The following is a 22181-nucleotide window of genomic DNA, read 5'->3' on the forward strand; positions in this document are numbered from 1 at the left end:
GGCGGGGCGGCGGGGGTCAGTCGGTACAGGCGCTGCCCGGCACCGGCACCGGCACCGGCACCGGCTGGAGGGGGTCCCCTGGCCGATATCCGGCCACCGCCCACCCGCGAAATGGCTTCAATAACGCGGCGAAATCAGCTCTGCATAGCCTCGGCGCACGAACGTCATGCGTGTTCTGCCCAAGCCACACGGCCCCCGACACGTCGCCAGGTCGAGAGCACAAGCCCGCCGTCGGGCCACGAGGAGTTTCGGAAAATGAGCGGTGCGAAGACTGCGGGTGCGGCGGAGTCCGGTGCCCGGGAGGAGCTGTTCGCAGGTGTCCCGGCGCGGTGGCAGGGCGAACCGTCCGCCGTCCCCGACCTGACGCTGCCCGAGCTGTTCGAAGCACAGGTGCGCCGCACCCCCGACGCCCCCGCCGCGGCCTTCAGCGGCCGGACACTCAGCTACCGCGAGCTGAACGAGCGCGCCAACCGGCTGGCCCGGCTGCTGGTAGCGCGCGGCGCCGGTCCCGAGCAGGTCGTCGGCGTGCTGATGCCGCGCTCGCTGCAGCAGATCGTGTCACTGGTGGCGGTGACCAAAACCGGTGCCGCCTACCTGCCGGTGGACGTGGACTACCCGGCCGAGCGCATCGCCTACATGCTCGGTCACTCCGACCCCGTCTGCCTGCTCACCACCGCCGACTCCCCCGCCGCGGAAGGGCTCACCGACCGGCTGGTGCTGCTGGACGACCCGGCGGTCGACGAGGCACTGCCCGGCCTGCCGGAAACCGATCTGGCCGACGCCGAGCGCACCGGGCCGCTGCGCATGGCCAACCCGGCGTATGTCACGTACACCTCCGGCTCCACCGGGACGCCCAAGGCCGTGGTGATCGAGCACCGCGCGCTGGCCGACTATCTGGCCTGGGCCCGCAAGGACTACCCGAGCATGCGGCCGGGCGGCACCTCGCTGTGGCACTCACCGGTGTCCTTCGACATGACCGTCTCGGAGTTGTGGGGGCCGCTGGTGTCCGGCGGGCGGGTGCTGGCCGCCGCGCTGGAGGAGGACGCGCACGCCGGCACTGTCTCCTGCACCTTCATGAAGGCCACCCCGAGCCATCTGCCGATGCTCAATCTCCTCCCGGACGGCTACTCGCCCACCGGTGAGCTGATGCTCGGCGGTGAGGCGCTGCTGGGCGCCGCGCTGGACGAGTGGCGCCGCCGCCATCCCGGGGCCACCGTCATCAACGTGTACGGCCCGTCCGAAATCACCGTCAACATGGCGCAGTTCCGGCTGGAGCCGGGCCGGCCGACCCCGGACGGGGTGCTGCCGCTGGGCCGTCTGATGGACAACATGCGCGGCTACGTCCTGGACGACCGGCTGCGCCCGGTGGCGCCGGGCGTCACCGGCGAGCTCTACATCGCGGGCCCCGGGCTGGCTCGCGGCTACTTCAGGCAGCCCGCACTGTCCGGCGAGCGGTTCGTCGCCGACCCGTTCGGGGCGCCCGGCGAGCGGATGTACCGCTCCGGTGACCTGGCCCGGTGGTCTCAGGACGGGCAGCTGGTGTTCCGCGGCCGCGCCGACCACCAGGTCAAGGTCCGCGGTTTCCGCGTCGAGCCGGGCGAGATCGAGGCCGTACTGACGCAGCACCCGCAGGTCTCGCGCGCCGTGGTGCTGGTCCGTGAGGACCGCCCCGGCGACCAGCGGATCGTGGCGTATGTGAGCACCGCGGAGGGCACCGCCGAGCCGGACGCCGCGACGCTGCGGGCCCATGCCGCGAAGACCGTGCCGTGGTACATGGTGCCGTCGGCCTTCGTCGTCATCGAGGAGTGGCCGCTGACGCCGAACGCGAAGGTGGACCGCAAGGCGCTGCCCGCCCCCGAGTACCGCACCGGCGCCGGCAGCGCCCCGCGCACCGCGACGGAGGAGATTTTGTGCCGGCTGGCCGCCGAGGTGCTGGGCCTGGATTCGGTCGGCGTCGAGGACAACTTCTTTGACCTGGGCGGTCACTCGCTGCTGGCCAACCGGCTGACCAGCCGGATCCGCGCGGCCATGGACGCCGAGCTGCCGATGAGCGCGGTGTTCGAGGCACCGACGGTCGCCGGGCTGGCGGAGCGGCTGGCCGGCGCCGACGCGGCACGCGCCGCCCTGGCGCCGGCCCGGCGCCCGGACCGGATCCCGCTCTCCCCCGCCCAGCAGCGCCTGTGGTTCCTCCACCAGTTGGAGGGCCCCGGCCCGGCCTACAACATCCCGATCGCCGTCCGGCTGAGCGGCGAGCTGGACCGCACCGCCCTGGAGGCGGCGCTGGGCGATGTGACGGCGCGGCACGAGGCGCTGCGCACCTGCTTCGCCGAGCACGACGGCGAACCCCACCAGGTGATCCTGGACGCCGAACAGGCCGCCCCGGCCGTCGAGTTCTTCGAACCGGACGGAGCCGGACAGCTTCAGCGGGCGCTGGCCGAGCAGGCCGGGCACGGCTTCGACCTCACCGCGGGAGTGCCGCTGAAGGCCGCCCTCTACCGGCTCGGCGAGCGCGAGCACGTCCTGCTCCTGGTGGTGCACCACATCATCACCGACGGCTGGTCCCGCGACCCGCTCACCCGCGACCTGTCCACCGCCTACACCGCCCGCGCCGACGACCGCGCCCCTGCCTGGGAGCCGCTGCCGGTGCAGTACGCGGACTACACCCTGTGGCAGCGCGAGATGCTGGGGGACGAGAGCGACCCGGACAGCACCGCGGCCAGGCAACTGGCCTTCTGGGAGCAGGCATTGAGCGGCACTCCGGAGCTGCTGGAACTGCCGCTGGACCGGCCTCGCCCGTCCGTCGCCGGCTACCGCGGCGCCCTCACCCACTTCACCTTCGACGCCGCACTTCACTCCCGTATGGCGGAGCTGGCGCGCGAGTGCGATGTCACGGTGTTCATGGTGCTGCAGGCCGGTCTCGCGGCCCTGCTCTCCCGTCTGGGCGCGGGTACCGACATCCCGATCGGCACCGCCGTGGCCGGCCGTACCGACGAAGCCCTGGACGACCTCGTCGGCTTCTTCGTCAACACCCTCGTCCTGCGCACCGACGTCTCCGGCGACCCCACCTTCCGCCAGCTCCTGGCCCGGGTCCGCGAAACCGACCTGGCCGCCTACGCCCACCAGGACCTTCCGTTCGAGCGAGTCGTCGAGGCGGTCAACCCGGCCCGGTCGCTGTCCCACGCCCCCCTCTTCCAGACCATGCTGACCTCGCAGAACACTCCTGAGGAGAGCATGGCGCTGCCCGGCCTTGAGGCGGTGGCGCAGGACGTGGCAAAGGGGGTCGCGCAGTTCGACCTCTCCTTCCACACCAAGGAGAAGACGGCGCGGGACGGCACACCCGCGGGCATCGACGCCTCTCTGGAGTACTCCACCGACCTGTTCGACCGGGCCACCGTCGAGGCGCTGACCGCCCGTCTGGTGCGGCTGCTGGGCGAGTCCACCGACCGACCGGACGCACCGGTGGTCCAGTTGGACATCCTGACGGAGCGGGAGCGGCGGCAGGCGCTGGAGGAGTGGCAGGGCCCTCCGCACGAGGTCTCGGGCAAGACACTGCCCGTCCTCATCGAGGAGCAGGCACGGCGGGTGCCCGACGCCCTCGCGGTCGTCCACGAGAACACCGGCCTGACCTACGCAGAGCTCAACGAGCGCGCCAACCGCCAGGCCCGGCTCCTGGTGCGGCGCGGTGTCGGTCCGGAGCGCTATGTCGCGGTGGCGCTGCCCCGCTCGGTGGACCTGGTGGTGACCCTTCTGGCCATCGTCAAGTCCGGTGGCGCCTATCTGCCGCTGGACCCGTCCTACCCCGCGGACCGGCTCGGCTTCATGCTGGAGGACGTGGCGCCCGTGCTGGCCGTCACGGCCCGGGGCGTGCTCGACCACGTCCCCGCGCCGTGCCCGTCGTTGCGCCTGGACGACCCCGAGGTCGCCGCGGAACTGGCCGCGCAGGACTCCACGAACCTCACCGACGCCGACCGCAACGCGCCGCTGCTGGCGGACAACGCGGCCTTCGTCATCTTCACCTCCGGGTCGACCGGCCGCCCCAAGGGCGTCACCGTGCAGCACCGCTCGCTGGACGCCTACCTGAGCTGGACCCGCACGGCGTACCCGGGTGTGGCCGGACGGGCCCTGGTGCACTCACCGGTCGCCTTCGACCTCACCGCCACCGGCCTGTTCGCGCCCCTGACCTCCGGCGGCTGCGTCGAACTGGTCGAACTGGACGGCCGGACCCAAGCGGCGGACGGACGGCCGCAGCCCGCCTTCGTCAAGGCCACCCCCAGCCATCTGCCGCTGCTCATCGAACTGCCCGGGCAGTACTCGCCCAAGGAGCAACTGGTGCTCGGCGGCGAGTCGCTGATGGGCGAGGTCCTGGACGAGTGGCGGAGCCGGCACCCCGGTGCCACCGTCATCAACGAGTACGGCCCGACGGAGACCACCGTCGGCTGCTCGGAGTACCGCATCGAGCCGGGCGAGAGTGTCCCGGCGGGCGTGGTCACCATCGGCCGGCCGATCTGGAACACCCAGATGTTCGTGCTGGACGCCCGGCTGCAGCCGGTGCCCACCGGCAGCACCGGCGAGGTGTACATCGCCGGTGACCTGGTGACGCGCGGCTACCACCGGCGCCCGGACCTGACCTCGGGCCGCTTCGTCGCCAACCCCTACGGCCCGCCGGGCAGCCGGATGTACCGCTCGGGGGACCTGGCCAGGTGGCGGGCGGACGGCCAGATGGAGTTCGTCGCGCGCGTCGACGACCAGGTCAAGCTGCGCGGCTTCCGTATCGAGCTGGGCGAGATCGAGGGTGTCATCGGGGCGCACCCGAAGCTGGCACAGGTGGCCGTGATCGTCCGCGAGGACCAGCCCGGCGACAAACGCCTGGTCGGCTACGCCGTCCCCGCTCCCGGGCAGAGCGTGGACTCCGCCGAGCTGCGCCGCTACGCGGCCGGGCAACTGCCCGACTACATGGTGCCCGCGGTCTTCGTGCTGCTCGAAGAGCTCCCGCTCACGGTGAACCGCAAACTGGACCGCAAGGCGCTGCCCACGCCCGACTACGGCGTCGCGGCGGGCGTTTCGGGGCGTGCGCCGCGCACCGCGCACGAGGAGATCCTGTGCGGCGCGTTCGCGGAGATACTGGGCCTGCCACGGGTGGGCGTGGACGACAACTTCTTCGCGCTGGGCGGGCATTCGCTGCTGGTGACCCGGCTGATCGCCGGGCTGCGCCGGACGCTGGGAGCGGAGCTGCCGATCCGGGCGGTGTTCGAGGCACCGACCGTCGCCGAACTCGCCGCGCACCTGGCCGACGCGGGCACGGCCCGTCCGCCGCTGGTGGCGGGCGGGCGTCCGGCGCGGCTGCCGCTGTCCCCCGCACAGCAACGGCTGTGGTTCCTGCACCAGTTGGCGGGACCCAGCCCGACGTACAACGTGCCCGTCGCGGTACGGCTGACCGGTGCTCTGGACCGTGCGGCGCTGGATGCGGCGCTGGCCGACGTGGTGGAGCGGCACGAGGCGCTGCGCACCCGCTTCACCGAGGAGGCCGGCGAGCCGTGCCAGGTGGTCCTCAGCGGTAAACAGGCCCGCCCCGTAATGGAGTTCACCGAGCTGGACGGACCCCGGCAACTGGACACGGCACTGGCCGACGCCGCCTCCTACGGCTTCGACCTGACCGCCGGAGTACCCCTCAAGCTCACCCTCTTCAAGGTCGCCGAAGACCGGCACGTCCTGCTCATCCTGCTGCACCACATCGCCAGCGACGGCTGGTCCATGGGGCCGCTCTCCCGCGACCTGTCGGACGCCTACACCGCCCGCCTCGACGGCCGGGCGCCGGCCTGGGAACCGCTGCCGGTGCAGTACGCCGACTACGCCCTGTGGCAACGCGACATGCTGGGCGACGAGAACGACCCCGGCAGCATCCTGTCCCAGCAGCTCGACTTCTGGCGCAAGGAACTCAGCGGCGCTCCGGAACTGCTGGAACTGCCACTGGACCGGCCCCGCCCCGCCGTCGCGAGCCACCGCGGCGCCACGGTGGAGCTGAACATCGACGCCGAGCTGCACCGCTCATTGCTGTCCTTCGCCCAGGGCTCGGGCGCCACGCTGTTCATGGTGCTGCACTCGGCGGTGGCGGCCCTGCTGTCCCGTATGGGCGCGGGCACCGACATCCCCATCGGCACCGCCGTGGCCGGCCGTACCGACGAAGCCCTGGACGACCTCGTCGGCTTCTTCGTCAACACCCTCGTCCTGCGCACCGACGTCTCCGGCGACCCCACCTTCCGCCAGCTCCTGGCCCGGGTCCGCGAAACCGACCTGGCCGCCTACGCCCACCAGGACACCCCGTTCGAGCGTGCCGTGGAAGCCGCACAGGTCACCCGGGTGCTCTCGCACACGCCGCTCTTCCAGGTCTCGTTGAACCTGGAGGACGGCACCGCCATCACTCCGGACCTGCCTGGCCTCCAGGTCCGGCCCGAGCCGGTCGGCGTCCCGGCCGCCAAGTCCGAGCTGGTCTTCGGCCTGACCGAGCAGCACACGGCGGCCGGCGAGCCGGCCGGCCTCACCGGTGAACTCACCTACGCCACGGACCTCTTCGAGCACATCAGCGCCGAGGCCCTGGCCGGGCGACTGATGCGGATGCTGCGGACCATCGTGGCCGATCCGGACCGCACGGTGGGCAGTGCCGAGATCCTTGCCGAGGAGGAGCGGCGGGAACTGCTCGTCGAACGTAATGCCACGGGGCGGTCGGTTCCTGCGCTGACGATGCCGGAGCTGTTCGAGGCGCACGCCGCCCGCACCCCGCACGCCGAGGCCGTGGTCTACGAGGACACCGTCCTCACCTACGGCGAACTCGACCGCCGCGCCAACCAACTCGCCCGACTCCTGCTCACCCACGGAGTCGGACCCGAACGCCTCGTGGCACTGGCCATGCCCCGCTCCGCCGACATGGTCACCGCCGCCCTCGCCATCCACAAAGCCGGCGGAGCCTACCTCCCCATCGACCCCGACTACCCCACCGACCGCATCACCTACATGCTCACCGACGCCAACCCGGTCTGCATCCTCACCACCGCCGCGGTCAACCTCCCCGACACCGGCCACCCCCGCATCCTGCTCGACCACCCCAACGACGAGAGCAACGGCGAGGGCGAGAGCAACGGCGAGGGCAACGGGGACTTCAGCGCCGCCGGCCGGCACCTGCCCGACGGGCCGATCAGCAACAACGAACGACACGCCCCCCTCGACCTGCGCCACCCCGCCTACCTCATCTACACCTCCGGCTCCACCGGCCGCCCCAAAGGCGTCCTCGTCACCCACACCGGCATCGCCTCACTCGCCACCGCACAAACCCAACACCTCGCCCTCACACCCACCTCCCGCACCCTCCAATTCGCCTCCCTCAGCTTCGACGCCGCCACCTGGGAAATCATCATGGCCCTCACCCACGGCGCCACCCTCGTCATGGCACCCCCCACCCGCCTGACCGGAGACGAACTCACCACCCTCCTCCACCAACAACGCATCACCCACGCCACCCTCCCCCCAGCCATCCTCACCACCCTCCCCGACCACAGCCTCCCCACCGACATGACCCTCATCGTCGCCGGCGAAGCCTGCCCACCCGAACAAACCGGCCGCTGGTCCACCGGCCGACGCATGATCAACGCCTACGGACCCACCGAAACCACCATCTGCACCACCATGAGCCCACCCCTAACCGGAACCATCACCCCACCCCTGGGCACCCCCATCACCAACACCCACCTCTACCTCCTCGACCCCACACTCCGCCCCACGCCCCCCGGCGTCCCCGGCGAGCTCTACACCACCGGCCCCGCCCTCGCCCGCGGCTACCACAACCGCCCCGACCTCACCGCCCAACGCTTCATCGCCAACCCCTACGGCCCACCCGGCACCCGCCTCTACCGCACCGGCGACCTCGCCCGCTGGACCACCCACCACACCCTCGAATACCTCGGCCGCACCGACAACCAAATCAAAATCCGCGGCTTCCGCATCGAACTCGGCGAAATCGAGACCGTGCTCGCGGACCATCCGCAGGTCGCCCGGGCGATGGCGCTGGTGCGTACGGACCGTCCCGGTGAGCCGCGGATCGTGGCCTATGTCGAAGGTCCTGGCGACGCGTCCGCCGCGGCGCGGCTGGTCGAGGAACTGCTCGGGCGGTGCGCCGGGAAACTGCCCGCGTACATGGTGCCGTCGGCGGTCGTGGTCCTTCAGGAGTGGCCGCTGACGCCGAACGGAAAGGTGGACCGCAAGGCCCTGCCCGCCCCGGAGCAGCCGACCGGGTCTGCCGACGGCCGGGCCCCGCGCACTCCGCAGGAGGAGACCCTGTGCGGGATCTTCGGGGAGCTGCTGGGGGTGGCCTCGGTGAGCATCGACGACAGCTTCTTCCAGCTGGGCGGCCACTCGCTGCTGGTGACCCGGCTGATCAGCCGGGTGCGGACGGCGCTGGGTGCCGAACTGCCGGTCCGGACGGTCTTCGAGAAGCCGACCGTTGCCGGGCTGGCCGACGAGCTCGGCACGGCCCGCCGGGCCCGGCCCTCGCTCCGCCGTATGCGCAGCTCCTGACCTCTCCTTCCCGCACCGCTCGTATTCCGTTCCAAGAGGAGTTCCGCCATGTTCCCGGTGTCGTTCGCGCAGCGGCGGTTGTGGTTCGCTTTCCAGGTGGAGGGCCCCAGCCCGACCTACAACATCCCGGTCGCCCTGCAACTGACCGGCGATCTGGACCGTGCGGCGCTGGATGCGGCGCTGGCCGACGTGGTGGAGCGGCACGAGGTACTGCGCACCCGCTTCGCCGAGGAGGGCTCGGGCGAGCTGTGCCAGGTGGTCCTCAGCGGCGAACGGTCCCGGCCGGTAATGGAGTTCACCCAGCTGGACGGACCCCGGGAACTGGACACGGCACTGGCCGACGCCGCCTCCTACGGCTTCGACCTGACCGCCGGAGTACCCCTCAAGCTCACCCTCTTCAAGGTCTCCGAAGACCGGCACGTCCTGCTCATCCTGCTGCACCACATCGCCGGCGACGGCTGGTCCATGGGGCCGCTCTCCCGCGACCTGTCGGACGCCTACACCGCCCGCGTCAACGGCCGGGCGCCGGCCTGGGAACCGCTGCCGGTGCAGTACGCCGACTACGCCCTGTGGCAACGCGACGTACTGGGCGACGAGAACGACCCCGGCAGCCTGGCCGCCGAGCAACTGTCCTTCTGGGTGAAGGAGCTGGCCGGCTCGCCGGAGCTGGTGGAACTGCCGCTGGACCGGCCCCGCCCGGCCGTCGCAAGCCACCGGGGCGGCAGCGCCCGCTTCGACCTGGACGCCGAGCTGCACACCCGCGCCGTGGAGCTGGCGCGCGAGTGCGATGTCACGGTGTTCATGGTGCTGCAGGCCGGTCTCGCCGCCCTGCTCTCCCGCCTGGGCGCGGGCACCGACATCCCGATCGGCACCGCCGTGGCCGGCCGTACCGACGAAGCCCTGGACGACCTCGTCGGCTTCTTCGTCAACACCCTCGTCCTGCGCACCGACGTCTCCGGCGACCCGACCTTCCGCCAGCTCCTGGCCCGGGTCCGCGAAACCGACCTGGCCGCCTACGCCCACCAGGACATTCCGTTCGAGCGAGTCGTCGAGGCGGTCAACCCGGCCCGGTCACTGTCCCACGCCCCCCTCTTCCAGACGCTGCTGTCGCTGCAGAGCGCCGACGGGGGCGGATGCACCATGCCGGGACTGGAGGTTTCCGTCAGCGACCTGGACACCGGGGTGGCCAAGGTCGATCTGACCTTCACGCTGCGCGAGCGGCACACGCCGCAGGGCACCCCGGCGGGCATCGGCGGCGAAGTGCAGTACGCGACCGACCTGTTCGAGCCGGAGACCGCGCAGGCGCTGACCGGCCGGCTGGTGCGACTGCTGGACGCCGTCGTCGCCGATGCGGACTCCCCCGTCAGCCGGGCGGAGATCCTCACCGAACGGGAGCGGGAGCTGCTGCTCACCGGCTGGAACGACACCGCCAAAAGCGGTCCGGCCCGTACGATGCCCCAGCTCGTCGAGGCACAGGCACAGGCCGCGCCGGATGCCCCGGCTCTGGCATACCAGGGCCGTACGCTCACCTACCGGGAGCTTGAGGGGCGCGCCAACCGGCTGGCCAGGATGCTGATCGCGGGCGGCGTCGGCCCCGAGCACATCGTGGCGCTGGCCCTGCCGAAGTCCGCCGAGCTGGTCGTGGCCGCGCTGGCGGTACAGAAGGCGGGCGGCGCCTATCTCCCGGTCGACCCCGCCTATCCGGTGGACCGGATCGCCTACATGCTGGCGGACGCCGCGCCGACATGCGTGCTGACGGAGTCGGCGACGGCCGGCCACCTGCCCGGAGTGTCCTGCCCGCTGGTCGTACTGGACGACGCGGGGATCACGGCCCGGCTGGCGGAGCTGTCCGACGCCACGGTGACGGACGCCGAGCGCACCGCCCCGCTCGCTGTCCACCACCCCGCCTATGTCATCTACACCTCCGGCTCCACCGGCCGTCCCAAGGGCGTCGTGGTCACCCACCGCGGCCTGGGCGATCTGTCGGTGAGCGTGACGGAGCGCTATCTGCTGGACCGGGACAGCCGGGTGCTCCAGCTGGCCTCGCCCAGCTTCGACGCCTCGGTGCTGGAGAGCGTCATGGCGCTGACGAACGGCGCCACCCTGGTGGTACCGGACAGCAAGCAGCTGGCCGGCGAGGAGCTGGCCCGGGTCCTGGCCGACGAGCGGATCAGCCACACCCTGATGCTGCCCGCCGCGCTGGCCACCCTTCCCGAGATCGAGCTGCCGCACCTGCGGACCCTGGCCACCGGCGCCGACAAGGTCGGCAGCGAGCTGGCCGCCCGCTGGTCCAAGCGGCACCGAATGATCAACTCTTACGGCCCCACCGAGGCCACGGTGGTAGCCGCCATGAGCGAGCCGCTGGCCGGCGAGGGCATCCCGCCGATCGGCGGACCGGTGGTCAACGGACGGGTGTATGTCCTGGACGGCGCGCTGCGCCCGGTGCCGCCGGGCGTGGCCGGTGAGCTGTACACCGCCGGCCCCGGTCTGGCCCGTGGTTATCTGCGCCGTCCGGCGCTCACCGCCGAACGCTTTGTCGCCGACCCCTTCGGCCCGCCCGGCTCCCGGCTCTACCGCACCGGCGACCTTGTGCGCCGGACCAGCGGCGGCGCCCTGGAATACCTGGGCCGCACCGACAACCAGGTCAAGATCCGCGGCTTCCGTATCGAGCTCGGCGAGATCGAGGCGGTGCTCGCCGAGGCGGCGGGCGTCACCGACGCCCTGGTGATGTCACGTCACGACGGACCGACCGGACAGCAGTTGGCCGGCTACGTCACCACCGCTGACGGCGTGGTCCCCGAGCCCGCCGCACTGCGCGCCCACCTGGCCGCCACGCTGCCCGACCACATGATCCCGGCCGCGTTCGTCGTCCTCGACCGCTGGCCGATGACCCCCAACGGCAAGATCGACCGCACGGCGCTGCCCGCCCCCGGCTTCGCGGGCGCGGGTGCCGCCGGACGCGCTCCGCGCACCCCCCGGGAGGAGATCCTGGCCGGTGTCTTCGCCGAGATCCTGGGCCTGGACTCCGTCACCGTCGATGACAACTTCTTCGAGCTGGGCGGGCATTCACTGCTGGCCACCCGGCTGATCAGCCGCATCCGCACCGCTTTGGACGTGGAGCTGTCGATCCGGGCGGTGTTCGAGGCACCGACCGTCGCGAGACTGGCCGCCCGGCTGGGCGAGGCGGGTTCGACGCGGGCGGCACTGGTGCCGATGGCACGCCCCGACGCGCTGCCGATGTCCTTCGCGCAGCGGCGGCTGTGGTTCGCCTTCCAGGTGGAGGGCCCCAGCCCGACCTACAACATCCCGGTCGCCCTGCAACTGACCGGTGCTCTGGACCGTGCGGCGCTGGATGCGGCGCTGGCCGACGTGGTGGAGCGGCACGAGGCGCTGCGCACCCGCTTCAGCGAGGAGGCCGGCGAGCCGTGCCAGGTGGTGCTCAGCGGTGAACAGGACCGGCCCGTGGTGGAGTTCACCGAGCTGGACGCACCGGTTCTGCTGGAGACGGCGCTGGCGGAGGCCGCCGCGTACGGCTTCGACCTGACCGCCGGAGTCCCCCTCAAGCTCACGCTCTTCAAGGTCTCCGAGGACCGGCACGTCCTGCTCATCCTGCTGCACCACATCGCCGGCGACGGCTGGTCCATGGGGCCGCTCTCCCGCGACCTGTCGGACGCCTACACCGCCCGCCTCGACGGCCGCGCCCCCGCCTGGGAACCGCTGCCGGTGCAGTACGCCGACTACGCCCTGTGGCAACGCGACATGCTGGGCGACGAGAACGACCCCGGCAGCATCCTGTCCCAGCAGCTCGGCTTCTGGCGCAAGGAACTCAGCGGCGCTCCGGAACTGCTGGAACTGCCGCTGGACCGGCCCCGCCCCGCCGTCGCGAGCCACCGCGGCGCCACGGAGCACTTCACGCTGGACGCAGAGCTCCACGCACAGCTCGTGGAGTTGGCCCGCGTAGGCGATGTCACGGTGTTCATGGTGCTGCAGGCCGGTCTCGCCGCCCTGCTCTCCCGCCTGGGCGCGGGCACCGACATCCCGATCGGCACCGCCGTGGCCGGCCGGACCGACGAAGCCCTGGACGACCTCGTCGGCTTCTTCGTCAACACCCTCGTCCTGCGCACCGACGTCTCCGGCGACCCCACCTTCCGTCAGCTCCTGGCCCGGGTCCGCGAAACCGACCTGGCCGCCTACGCCCACCAGGACACCCCGTTCGAGCGTGCCGTCGAGGCGGCGGGTGTGGCCCGTGCGCTCTCACACACCCCGTTCTTCCAGGTCTCCCTCAACCTTGAGGAGAGCGCAGCGGGCGCGCCGGCCCTGCCGGGGCTGCGGGTGGAATCCCACCCTGTGGGCCTGGATGCCGCCAAGTCCGAGCTGGTCTTCGGCCTGAGCGAGCAGCACACGGCAGCCGGTGCACCGGCCGGCCTCACCGGAACGCTCACCTACGCCACGGACCTCTTCGAGTCCGCGAGCGCCGAGGCCGTCGCCCAACGGTTCGTACGCATCCTGCGGGCCCTCGTGGCCGAGCCCGACAAGGCCGTGAGGGATGCCGAGATCCTGACAGCGGCGGAGTACCAGGAGTTGGTTCACGGTCGTAATGCCACGGGGCGGTCGGTTCCCGCGCTGACCATGCCGGAGCTGTTCGAGGCGCACGCCGCCCGCACCCCGCACGCCGAGGCCGTGGTCTACGAGGACACCGTCCTCACCTACGGCGAACTCGACCGCCGCGCCAACCAACTCGCCCGACTCCTGCTCACCCACGGAGTCGGACCCGAACGCCTCGTGGCACTGGCCATGCCCCGCTCCGCCGACATGGTCACCGCCGCCCTCGCCATCCACAAAGCCGGCGGAGCCTACCTCCCCATCGACCCCGACTACCCCACCGACCGCATCACCTACATGCTGGGCGACGCCGCGCCGACCTGTGTGCTGACGGAGTCCGCGACGGCCGGCCACCTGCCCGAGGTGTCCTGCCCGCAGCTGGTACTGGACGACGCCGGGACCACGGCCCGGCTGGCGGAGCTGTCCGACGCCACGGTGACGGACGCCGAACGACACGCCCCCCTCGACCTGCGCCACCCCGCCTACCTCATCTACACCTCCGGCTCCACCGGCCGCCCCAAAGGCGTCCTCGTCACCCACACCGGCATCGCCTCACTCGCCACCGCACAAACCCAACACCTCGCACTCACACCCACCTCCCGCACCCTCCAATTCGCCTCCCTCAGCTTCGACGCCGCCACCTGGGAAATCATCATGGCCCTCACCCACGGCGCCACCCTCGTCATGGCACCCCCCACCCGCCTGACCGGAGACGAACTCACCACCCTCCTCCACCAACAACGCATCACCCACGCCACCCTCCCCCCAGCCATCCTCACCACCCTCCCCGACCACAGCCTCCCCACCGACATGACCCTCATCGTCGCCGGCGAAGCCTGCCCACCCGAACAAACCGGCCGCTGGTCCACCGGCCGACACATGATCAACGCCTACGGACCCACCGAAACCACCATCTGCACCACCATGAGCCCACCCCTAACCGGAACCATCACCCCACCCCTGGGCACCCCCATCACCAACACCCACCTCTACCTCCTCGACCCCACACTCCACCCCACACCCCCCGGCGTCCCCGGCGAGCTCTACACCACCGGCCCCGCCCTCGCCCGCGGCTACCACAACCGCCCCGACCTCACCGCCCAACGCTTCATCGCCAACCCCTACGGCCCACCCGGCACCCGCCTCTACCGCACCGGCGACCTCGCCCGCTGGACCACCCACCACACCCTCGAATACCTCGGCCGCACCGACAACCAAATCAAAATCCGCGGCTTCCGCATCGAACTCGGCGAAATCGAAACCGCCCTCACCCAGGCCACCGGGGTCACCGACGCTCTGCTGATGGTGCGGCAGGACGGCCCGGCCGGACCGCGGCTGATCGGTTACGTCACCGCCGACGCCCCGGCCCCCGACCCCGCCGCCCTCCGCGCCCACCTTGCCGCGACCCTGCCCAGCTACATGGTCCCGGCCGCCATCGTCGTCCTCGGCCGCTGGCCCCTGACCCCCAACGGCAAGATCGACCGCAAGGCCCTGCCCGCTCCCGCCTTCGCCGGCTCCGCCACCACCGGACGCGCCCCCCGCACCCCCCGCGAAGAGATCCTGACCGGTGTCTACGCCGGCGTCCTCGGTCTCGGCACCGTCACCATCGACGACAACTTCTTCGAGCTGGGCGGCGACAGCATCAGCTCGATGCGGGTGGTGTCCCAGGCCCGGGAGGAGGGGCTGACGCTGACGGTGCAGCAGGTCTTCCAGCACCGTACGGTCGCCGAGCTGGCCGCTGTGGCCACCGAGGTCACCGGATCGTGGGCCACGGCGGACGACGGCGCGGGCGCCTTCCCGATGACTCCGATCATGCACTGGCTGCGGGAGCTGGGCGGCCCGGTGGCGGGCTTCAACCAGTCGGCCACGGTGCGTGTTCCGGCCGGTGTGGACCTCGCGCGGCTGACCACCTCGGTGCAGAGCTGGCTGGACCATCACGACATCCTGCGGCTGCGTATGACGACTGCCGAGGACGGTTCCTGGCAGCCGGTCGTGGCGGAGCGCGGAGCGGTGGCCGCCGGCACGGTGCTGCGCCGGGTGGACGTCGCCGGGCTGCCGCCGGGGGCGCGGGACGCCGCCATGACCGAGGAGGGCGAGAAGGCGCGGCTGCGGCTGTCCCCACAGGACGGTTCGGTGGTCCAGCTGGTCTGGTACGACGCCGGGCCCCAGGCGCCGGGACTGCTGCAGATCGTGGCGCACCACCTGGCCGTCGACGGGGTGTCCTGGCGCATCCTGGTGCCGGACCTGCGCGAGGCCTGGGAGGCGACGGCCGCCGGGCGCGGTCCGGAGTTCGCGCCGGTGGCCACCTCCTTCCGGGCATGGGCGCGGCGGCTCGCCGAGGCCGCGCAGGAGCCTGCGTGGGAGGCCGGTCTCGACGTGTGGACACGGGCCGCCACCGGTGGCGCGGACGGCCCGACGGCGGTCGATGCGCCGTTGGGCGCACGGCAGTTGGACCCCCGGCGGGACACCGCCGAGACGGTACGCATGCTGGAGCTGAGCCTGCCTCCCGAGCGCGCCAGGCCGCTGCTGACGGACGTTCCTGCGGCGTTCCACGCGAACGTGGGCGATGTGCTGCTGAGCGCGTTCGCCCTGGCGGTGCGCGAATGGCGGCGGCGCCGCGGCGAGGCGGCGGACGAGGTGCTGGTGGACCTGGAGGGGCACGGCCGCGAGGACATCGTGCCGGGTGCCGACCTGTCGGGCACGGTGGGCTGGTTCACCAGTCTCTACCCGGTGCGGCTGCCCCTGGCCGCCGCCGACTGGACCGAGGTGCAGGCGGGCGGCCCGGCGGTCGGCGAATCCCTCAAGCTGGTCAAGGAGCGGCTGCGGGCGCTGCCCGGCAACGGCGTGGGCCACGGCATGCTGCGCTACCTCAATCCGCGCCTGGGCCCCGTACTCTCCACGCTCCCCGCTCCGCAGCTGGGGTTCAACTACCTCGGGCGGTTCGAGGCGACGGACGTGGCGGCCGGTGAGGACCGGCCGTGGACGATGGTCAGCGGACTGCCCTCCCCGGCGCCGTGGGACGGCGGGATGCCGCTGGCGCATCCCGTCGAACTCAACGCGCTCACCCAAGACCTGGCCGACGGCCCGCGGCTGCGGGCCACCTGGACCTGGGCCGGCCACCTCCTGCCGGAGGAGGACGTCCGGGAGCTGGCCGAGCTGTGGTTCTCCGCCCTGGACGCCCTGACCGCCCACGCCCGGGGGGACGGTGCCGGCGGCCACAGCCCTTCCGATCTCTCCCTCGGTCTTTCCCAGGCTGAGATCGACGAACTCGAAGCAGAACTGAGGATGCTCTGATGAACCGGCCCGCGCTCGAAGACGTGCTGCCGCTGACCCCGCTCCAGGAGGGAATGCTCTTCCACTCCCTCTACGACGATGACGCGGTGGACCTCTACAACACCCAGATGGTCCTCGATCTGGACGGCCCGCTGCGGCCGGAAGTCCTCAAGACCGCCGCCGCGGCGCTGATCCGCCGCCACCCCAACCTCCGCGCCGGCTTCCGGCAGCGGCAGAACGGGCAGGCGATGCAGGTCATCCACCGCGAGGTGCCGCTGTCGTGGGAGGAGACCGACCTCTCGACCGCTGACGCCGCACAGGCCGAGGCGCGCCTGACGGAGCTGCTCGCCGCCGACCGGATGCGCCGCTTCCCGCTCGACCGGCCGCCGCTGATGCGCTTCACCCTGGTGCGGCTGGGCGCCGGGCGGCACCGGCTGGTGATGACCAGCCATCACATGCTGCTGGACGGCTGGTCCACCCCTGTGCTGATCCGTGAGCTGTTCACGCTGTACGAGGGCGGGGGTGACGACTCGGCGCTGCCCCGGCCCGTACCGCACCGGAGCTACTTCAGCTGGCTGGCGCAGAAGGACGACGCGGAGTCGGAGCGGGCCTGGCGTGATGCCCTGGAAGGGCTGGCGGGGCCGACGCTGGTGTTCTCCGCCGACCCGTCGCGGGTGCCCGGCATGCCCGCGCGGGTGACGACCTCGTTGTCCGCCGGTTTCGGCGCCGCCCTGGACGCGCTGGTACGCGACCGCGGGCTGACCGTCAATCATCTCGTGCAGGGTGCCTGGGCCATGGTGCTGGGCCGGCTCACCGGCCGGGACGACATGGTGTTCGGCACGCTGGTCTCCGGCCGCCCGCCGGAGATCCCCGGCATCGCGACGATGATCGGGATGTTCATCAACACCATTCCGGTGCGGGTGCGCCTGGAGCCGGCGGAGTCGGTGCTCAAGAACCTCGACCGGCTGCGCCGGGAGCAGGCGGCGCTGCTGCCGCACCACCACCTGGGGCTGGGCCGCCTGCAGCGGATGGCCGGGCACGGCGACCTCTTCGACACCTTCATGGTGTTCGAGAACTACCCGGACGACGACGCGGCCCGCCCGTCCTACGCGGGGGTCGGGGTCGAGGTGGCCGGCGGCCACGATGCCGCGCACTACCCGCTACGGGTCATCGCGGGGCTGGCCGGACAGCGGCTGGTGATCGAGCTGGAGTACCAGCCGGGCCTGATCGACGAGGACGAGGCGCAGGCGGTGCTCACCGCACTCACCGACGTGCTGAAGGCTGTCGTGGCCGCTCCGGACGGCAGCGCCGGGGACGTGCAGTTCACCCTGCCGTCGTCGTTCCGTCGTGCCACCGCACCCGCCGGGGACGGTACCGGGGCGGACACCGGAGACCACGGCCCGGCCGGGCCGGGCCCCAGAGCCCCGCAGACGCCGGTGGAGGAAATCCTCTGCGGGCTGTTCGAGAAGGTGCTGGGGCGGCCCTGCCTCTCGGTGGACGAGAGCTTCTTCGAGCTGGGCGGCCAGTCGCTCACCGCGATCCGGCTGCTGAGCCAGGTCCGGGCCGCCTTCGGGGTGGAGCTGTCGGTGCGTGCGGTCTTCGAGGCACCGACGGTGGCCGGGCTGGCCGCGCAGCTGGCGCAGGCGGGTACGGCCCGGCCGCCGCTGGTGGCCGTGGAGCGTGGCGAGCTGGTGCCGATGTCCTACGCCCAGCGCGGCCTGTGGTTCGCCTTCCGGCTCAACGGGCCCGGCGTGACGTACAACAACCCGCTGCCGCTGCGGCTCTCCGGCGACCTGGACCGGACCGCGCTGGCCGCCGCGCTCGCGGACCTGGTGGAGCGGCACGAGGTGCTGCGCACCCGCTTCGCCGAGTTCGCGGGCCGGCCCTGCCAGGTCGTCATGAGTCCCCAAGAGGCGGACATCCGGCTGGAGCGCGTCGAGCTGGCGGGCGAAGGGGACCTGCCGGACGCGCTGGCCGGCGCGGCGGGCCACGCCTTCGACCTGGCCACCGAGGCTCCTTTGCGGGCCACGCTCTTCCGGGTGTCCGAACATGAGCACGTGCTGTATCTGCTCACCCACCACATCGCCAGCGACGGCTGGTCGCTGGCCCCCCTGGTCCGCGACCTGTCCGCCGCCTACCGGTCGCGTACAGCGGGCCGGACCCCCCGGTGGGAGCCGCTGCCGGTGCAGTACGCCGACTACGCGCTGTGGCAGCGGGAGCTGCTGGGCGCCGAGTCGGTCCCCGACAGCGTGGCCGCTCGTCAACTCGGCTACTGGACCCGGCAGTTGGCCGGAGTTCCGGAACTTCTTCAGCTGCCCCTGGACCACCCGCGCCCGGCGGTGGCCGGCCGGCGCGGTGCCACCGTGCGCTTCTCTCTGGACGCCGCCCTGCACACCCGGATCACCGAGCTGGCCAGGCAGTCGGACGTCACCGTGTTCATGGTCGTCCAGGCCGCGCTGGCCGCGCTGCTCTCACGGCTGGGCGCGGGCAGCGACATCCCGATCGGGGCGGTGCTGGCGGGGCGTACCGACGAGGCGCTGGACGACCTCATCGGGTTCTTCGTCAACACCCTGGTACTGCGTACGGATGTGTCCGGCGACCCGGCCTTCCGCGAACTGCTCGCCCGGGTGCGGGAGACGGACCTGGGCGCCTACGCCCACCAGGACCTGCCCTTCGAGCGGATCGTGGAGGCCGTCAACCCCGGGCGCTCCCTCTCGCACGCTCCGCTCACCCAGGTCACCCTGGTCTTCCAGAACAACGAGCGCGGCTCGCTGGACCTGCCCGGGGTGCGGGTCTCCTTCGAGGGCGAGGCGGCCGGCAACGCCCGTGTGGACCTCGCCTTCAACATGGGCGAGAACCACACCGGCAACGGCGCGCCGGCCGGCATCGACGGCCTCGTGGAGTACGCCGCCGAGCTGTTCGAACCGGACACCGTACAGCGGCTGACCGACCGGCTGCGCAGGCTGCTGGAGAGCGCCACCGCCGATCCCGGCACGGCGGTCTCCGCGCTGGAGATCCTCTCCGCCGACGAGCGGCGGGCGCTGCTGCAGAGCGATGAGCCCGCCGCGGGCGGGCCGGCCCCGGTGGGCACCTTCCCCGAGCTGTTCGAGGCACAGGTGCGCCGCACCCCGCAACGGCCCGCGGTGGAGTCCGCCGTGGACTCCACGGCCGCCACCGTGACCTACGCCGAGCTCAACGAGCGGGCCAACCGCCTGGCCCGGCAGCTGGTCGCCCGGGGTGCAGGGCCCGAGAGCTATGTCGCGGTGGCGCTGCCCCGCTCGGCGCAGATGCTGGAGGGCATGCTCGCCGTCATGAAGGCCGGGGCGGGGTATCTGCCGCTGGACCCGGACTACCCGGCCGAGCGGCTGGCGGCGATGCTGGCGGACAGCGCACCTGCGCTGCTGCTGACCACCACGGAGCTGGCGGGCCGGCTGCCGCAGCCCGGCGACCTCGACGTGCTGCTGGTCGACGAGGCGGCCACCGCCGCCGAACGGGCCGCGCTGCCGGGAGCGGACCTGGACGACGCCGACCGCCGGGCCCCGCTGCGGGTCACCCATCCCGCCTATGTCATCTTCACCTCGGGCTCCACCGGCCGCCCCAAGGGTGTGGTGGTCGGCCATGCCGGGATCGGTGCGCTGGCCGCCCATCAGCTGGCCCACTACGCCGTCCGTCCCGAGAGCCGGGTGCTGCAGTGCGCCTCGCCCAGCTTCGATGTGTCGGTGGCGGAGTTCTGCCTGGCCCTGCTGTCCGGCGCGTGCCTGGTCATACCCTCCGACACCCCGGCCGGGCCGCAGCTCGCCGCGTTCCTCGCCGAGCGGAGCATCACCCACCTGCTCATCGTCCCCTCGGCGCTGGCGCAGGTACCGCGGACCGAGCTCCCCGAGCTGCGCACGCTGATCACCGGCGCGGAACCGCTCTCCCCCGAGCTGGCCGGGTTCTGGGGCCGCGGCCGGCTGCTGATCAACGCGTACGGCCCCACCGAGGGCACCTGCGAGGTGAGCTACGCGCGGCGCCTGGTCCCCGACGCGGCCGCGGCGTCGGTCATCGGCCGGCCCATCGCCGGCAACCGGATGTACGTCCTGGACCAGGCGCTGCGGCCGGTGCCGCCGGGCGTCGAGGGCGAGTTGTACCTCTCCGGCGGCGGGCTGGCGCGCGGCTACCTGGCCCGTCCCGGCATGACCGCGGAGCGCTTCGTCGCCGACCCGTACGGCGCGCCGGGCACCCGGATGTACCGCACCGGCGACCTGGCGGCATGGAACGCCGACGGGCAGCTGCTGTTCCGCGGCCGCGCCGACACCCAGGTCAAGGTGCGCGGATTCCGGGTGGAGCTGGGCGAGGTGGAGGCCGTGGTCGCGGGCTGCGCCGGGGTCGAGCGGGCCGTGGTGATGGTCCGCGAGGACCGCCCCGGCGATCAGCGCCTGGTGGCCTATGTCGAAACCGCCGCTGAATACGGGGAGTTGACGGCGCGGGCCCTGCGCTCCGAGGTCGCCGAGCGGCTGCCCGCCTATATGGTGCCGGGTGCCTTCGTCGTCGTGGACGAGTGGCCGCTGACCCCCAACGCCAAGCTGGACCACCGGGCGCTGCCCGCGCCCGCGCAGCCCGCCGCAGGCGAGTACCGGCCGCCGCGCTCACCCCAGGAGGAGCTGGTCTGCCGGCTGTTCGGCGACGTGCTCGGCGTGGAGCGGGTCGGCGTGGACGACAGCTTCTTCGAGCTCGGTGGGCACTCCCTGCTCGCCACCCGGCTGACGCACCGCATCGGGCAGGCCCTGGGCCGCCCGCTGGAGCTGCGGGACATCTTCGCCGCGCCCACCCCGGCCCGGCTGTGCGAACAGCTCGACGGGGACGGCGGCAGCGCCTTCGACGTGATCCTCCCGCTGCGCACCTCCGGCAGCGCGGCCCCGCTGTTCTGCATCCATCCCATCGCCGGTCTCAGCTGGCGCTACTCGACGCTGCTGAGCGCGCTCAGCGCCGATCATCCGGTGTACGCGGTGCAGGCCAGGGGTCTGGACGGGACGGAGCCGCTGCCCGCTTCCATGGACGAGCTGGCCACGGACTACGCCCGGCAGATCCGCGCGGTACAGCCCGAGGGCCCGTACCACCTGCTGGGCTGGTCACTGGGAGGGATCATGGCGCAGGCCGTGGCCACCGCGCTGGAGGCGGACGGACAGCAGATCGGGCTGCTGGCGGTGCTGGACACCTCGCCGCCCGAGCCCGGTAGCAAGGGGACCGGGACGCGCGAGGAAATCCTCACCCAGATGTACGAGGGTTACGGCAAGATCTACGGCATTCCGGAGGGTGCGCCCGAGGAGCCGACCACGGACGGGATGCGCGCCCAGATCGTCGAGTGGTACGGGGAGGGCAGCAGCGAGCTGCGCTACCTGGGCCGCGAGCACCGCGCCGCCGCTCTGGAGGTCAGCATCAACAACGCCTACCTGGCGGCACAGCGGCGGCCGGATGTGCTGCGCGCGGACCTGCTGCTGGTGCTGGCCACCCGCAAACGTCTGGAGGCCGTGGTGCCCGAGGCGTGGGAGGAGTTCCTGGCAGGCCGGATGGAGATCGTCGAGGTGGACTGCGAGCACTCCCAGATGATGGATCCGGGTCCCGCCGAGCAGATCGCCCGGATCGTCGCGCCGCGGATCGGACGGGCGCCGGGGGCCGCCGCGCGCAGCGGAGAAGCAGCGGAGGCGACGGCCGCAATCGCTTGATGCCGAAGAGGCGCTGAAGGGGGCGGCCTCGCGAAC

Annotated in this window: 3 protein-coding genes; all 3 read left to right on the forward strand. The window is 72.3% G+C overall.

The window, feature by feature from the left end; translation table 11 throughout:
• Positions 1-255 precede the first annotated feature (255 nt).
• Genes ACGFR7_RS23815 through ACGFR7_RS23825 form a run of 3 tightly spaced genes read left to right on the forward strand, consistent with a single transcriptional unit; the run spans position 256 to position 22145 of the window.
• Entirely contained in the window at positions 256-8565 is an 8310-nt protein-coding gene (locus tag ACGFR7_RS23815) for an amino acid adenylation domain-containing protein (protein WP_393322646.1), read from the forward strand.
• Positions 8566-8613: 48 nt separating this feature from the next.
• Positions 8614-16461 carry an amino acid adenylation domain-containing protein gene (locus tag ACGFR7_RS23820; protein ID WP_393322649.1) on the forward strand — a complete coding sequence of 2616 codons (7848 nt, stop codon included), beginning with the start codon at positions 8614-8616 and terminating at the stop codon, positions 16459-16461.
• The gene (locus ACGFR7_RS23825; protein ID WP_393322652.1) at positions 16461-22145 is read left to right on the forward strand and encodes an amino acid adenylation domain-containing protein; all 5685 of its coding nucleotides are present in this window, start codon (positions 16461-16463) and stop codon (positions 22143-22145) included. Before ACGFR7_RS23820 ends, ACGFR7_RS23825 begins: the two co-directional genes overlap by 1 nt.
• Positions 22146-22181 lie beyond the last annotated feature (36 nt).

Origin of the sequence: Streptomyces sp. NPDC048516 (assembly GCF_043199875.1) — a bacterium.
Classification (GTDB): domain Bacteria; phylum Actinomycetota; class Actinomycetes; order Streptomycetales; family Streptomycetaceae; genus Streptomyces.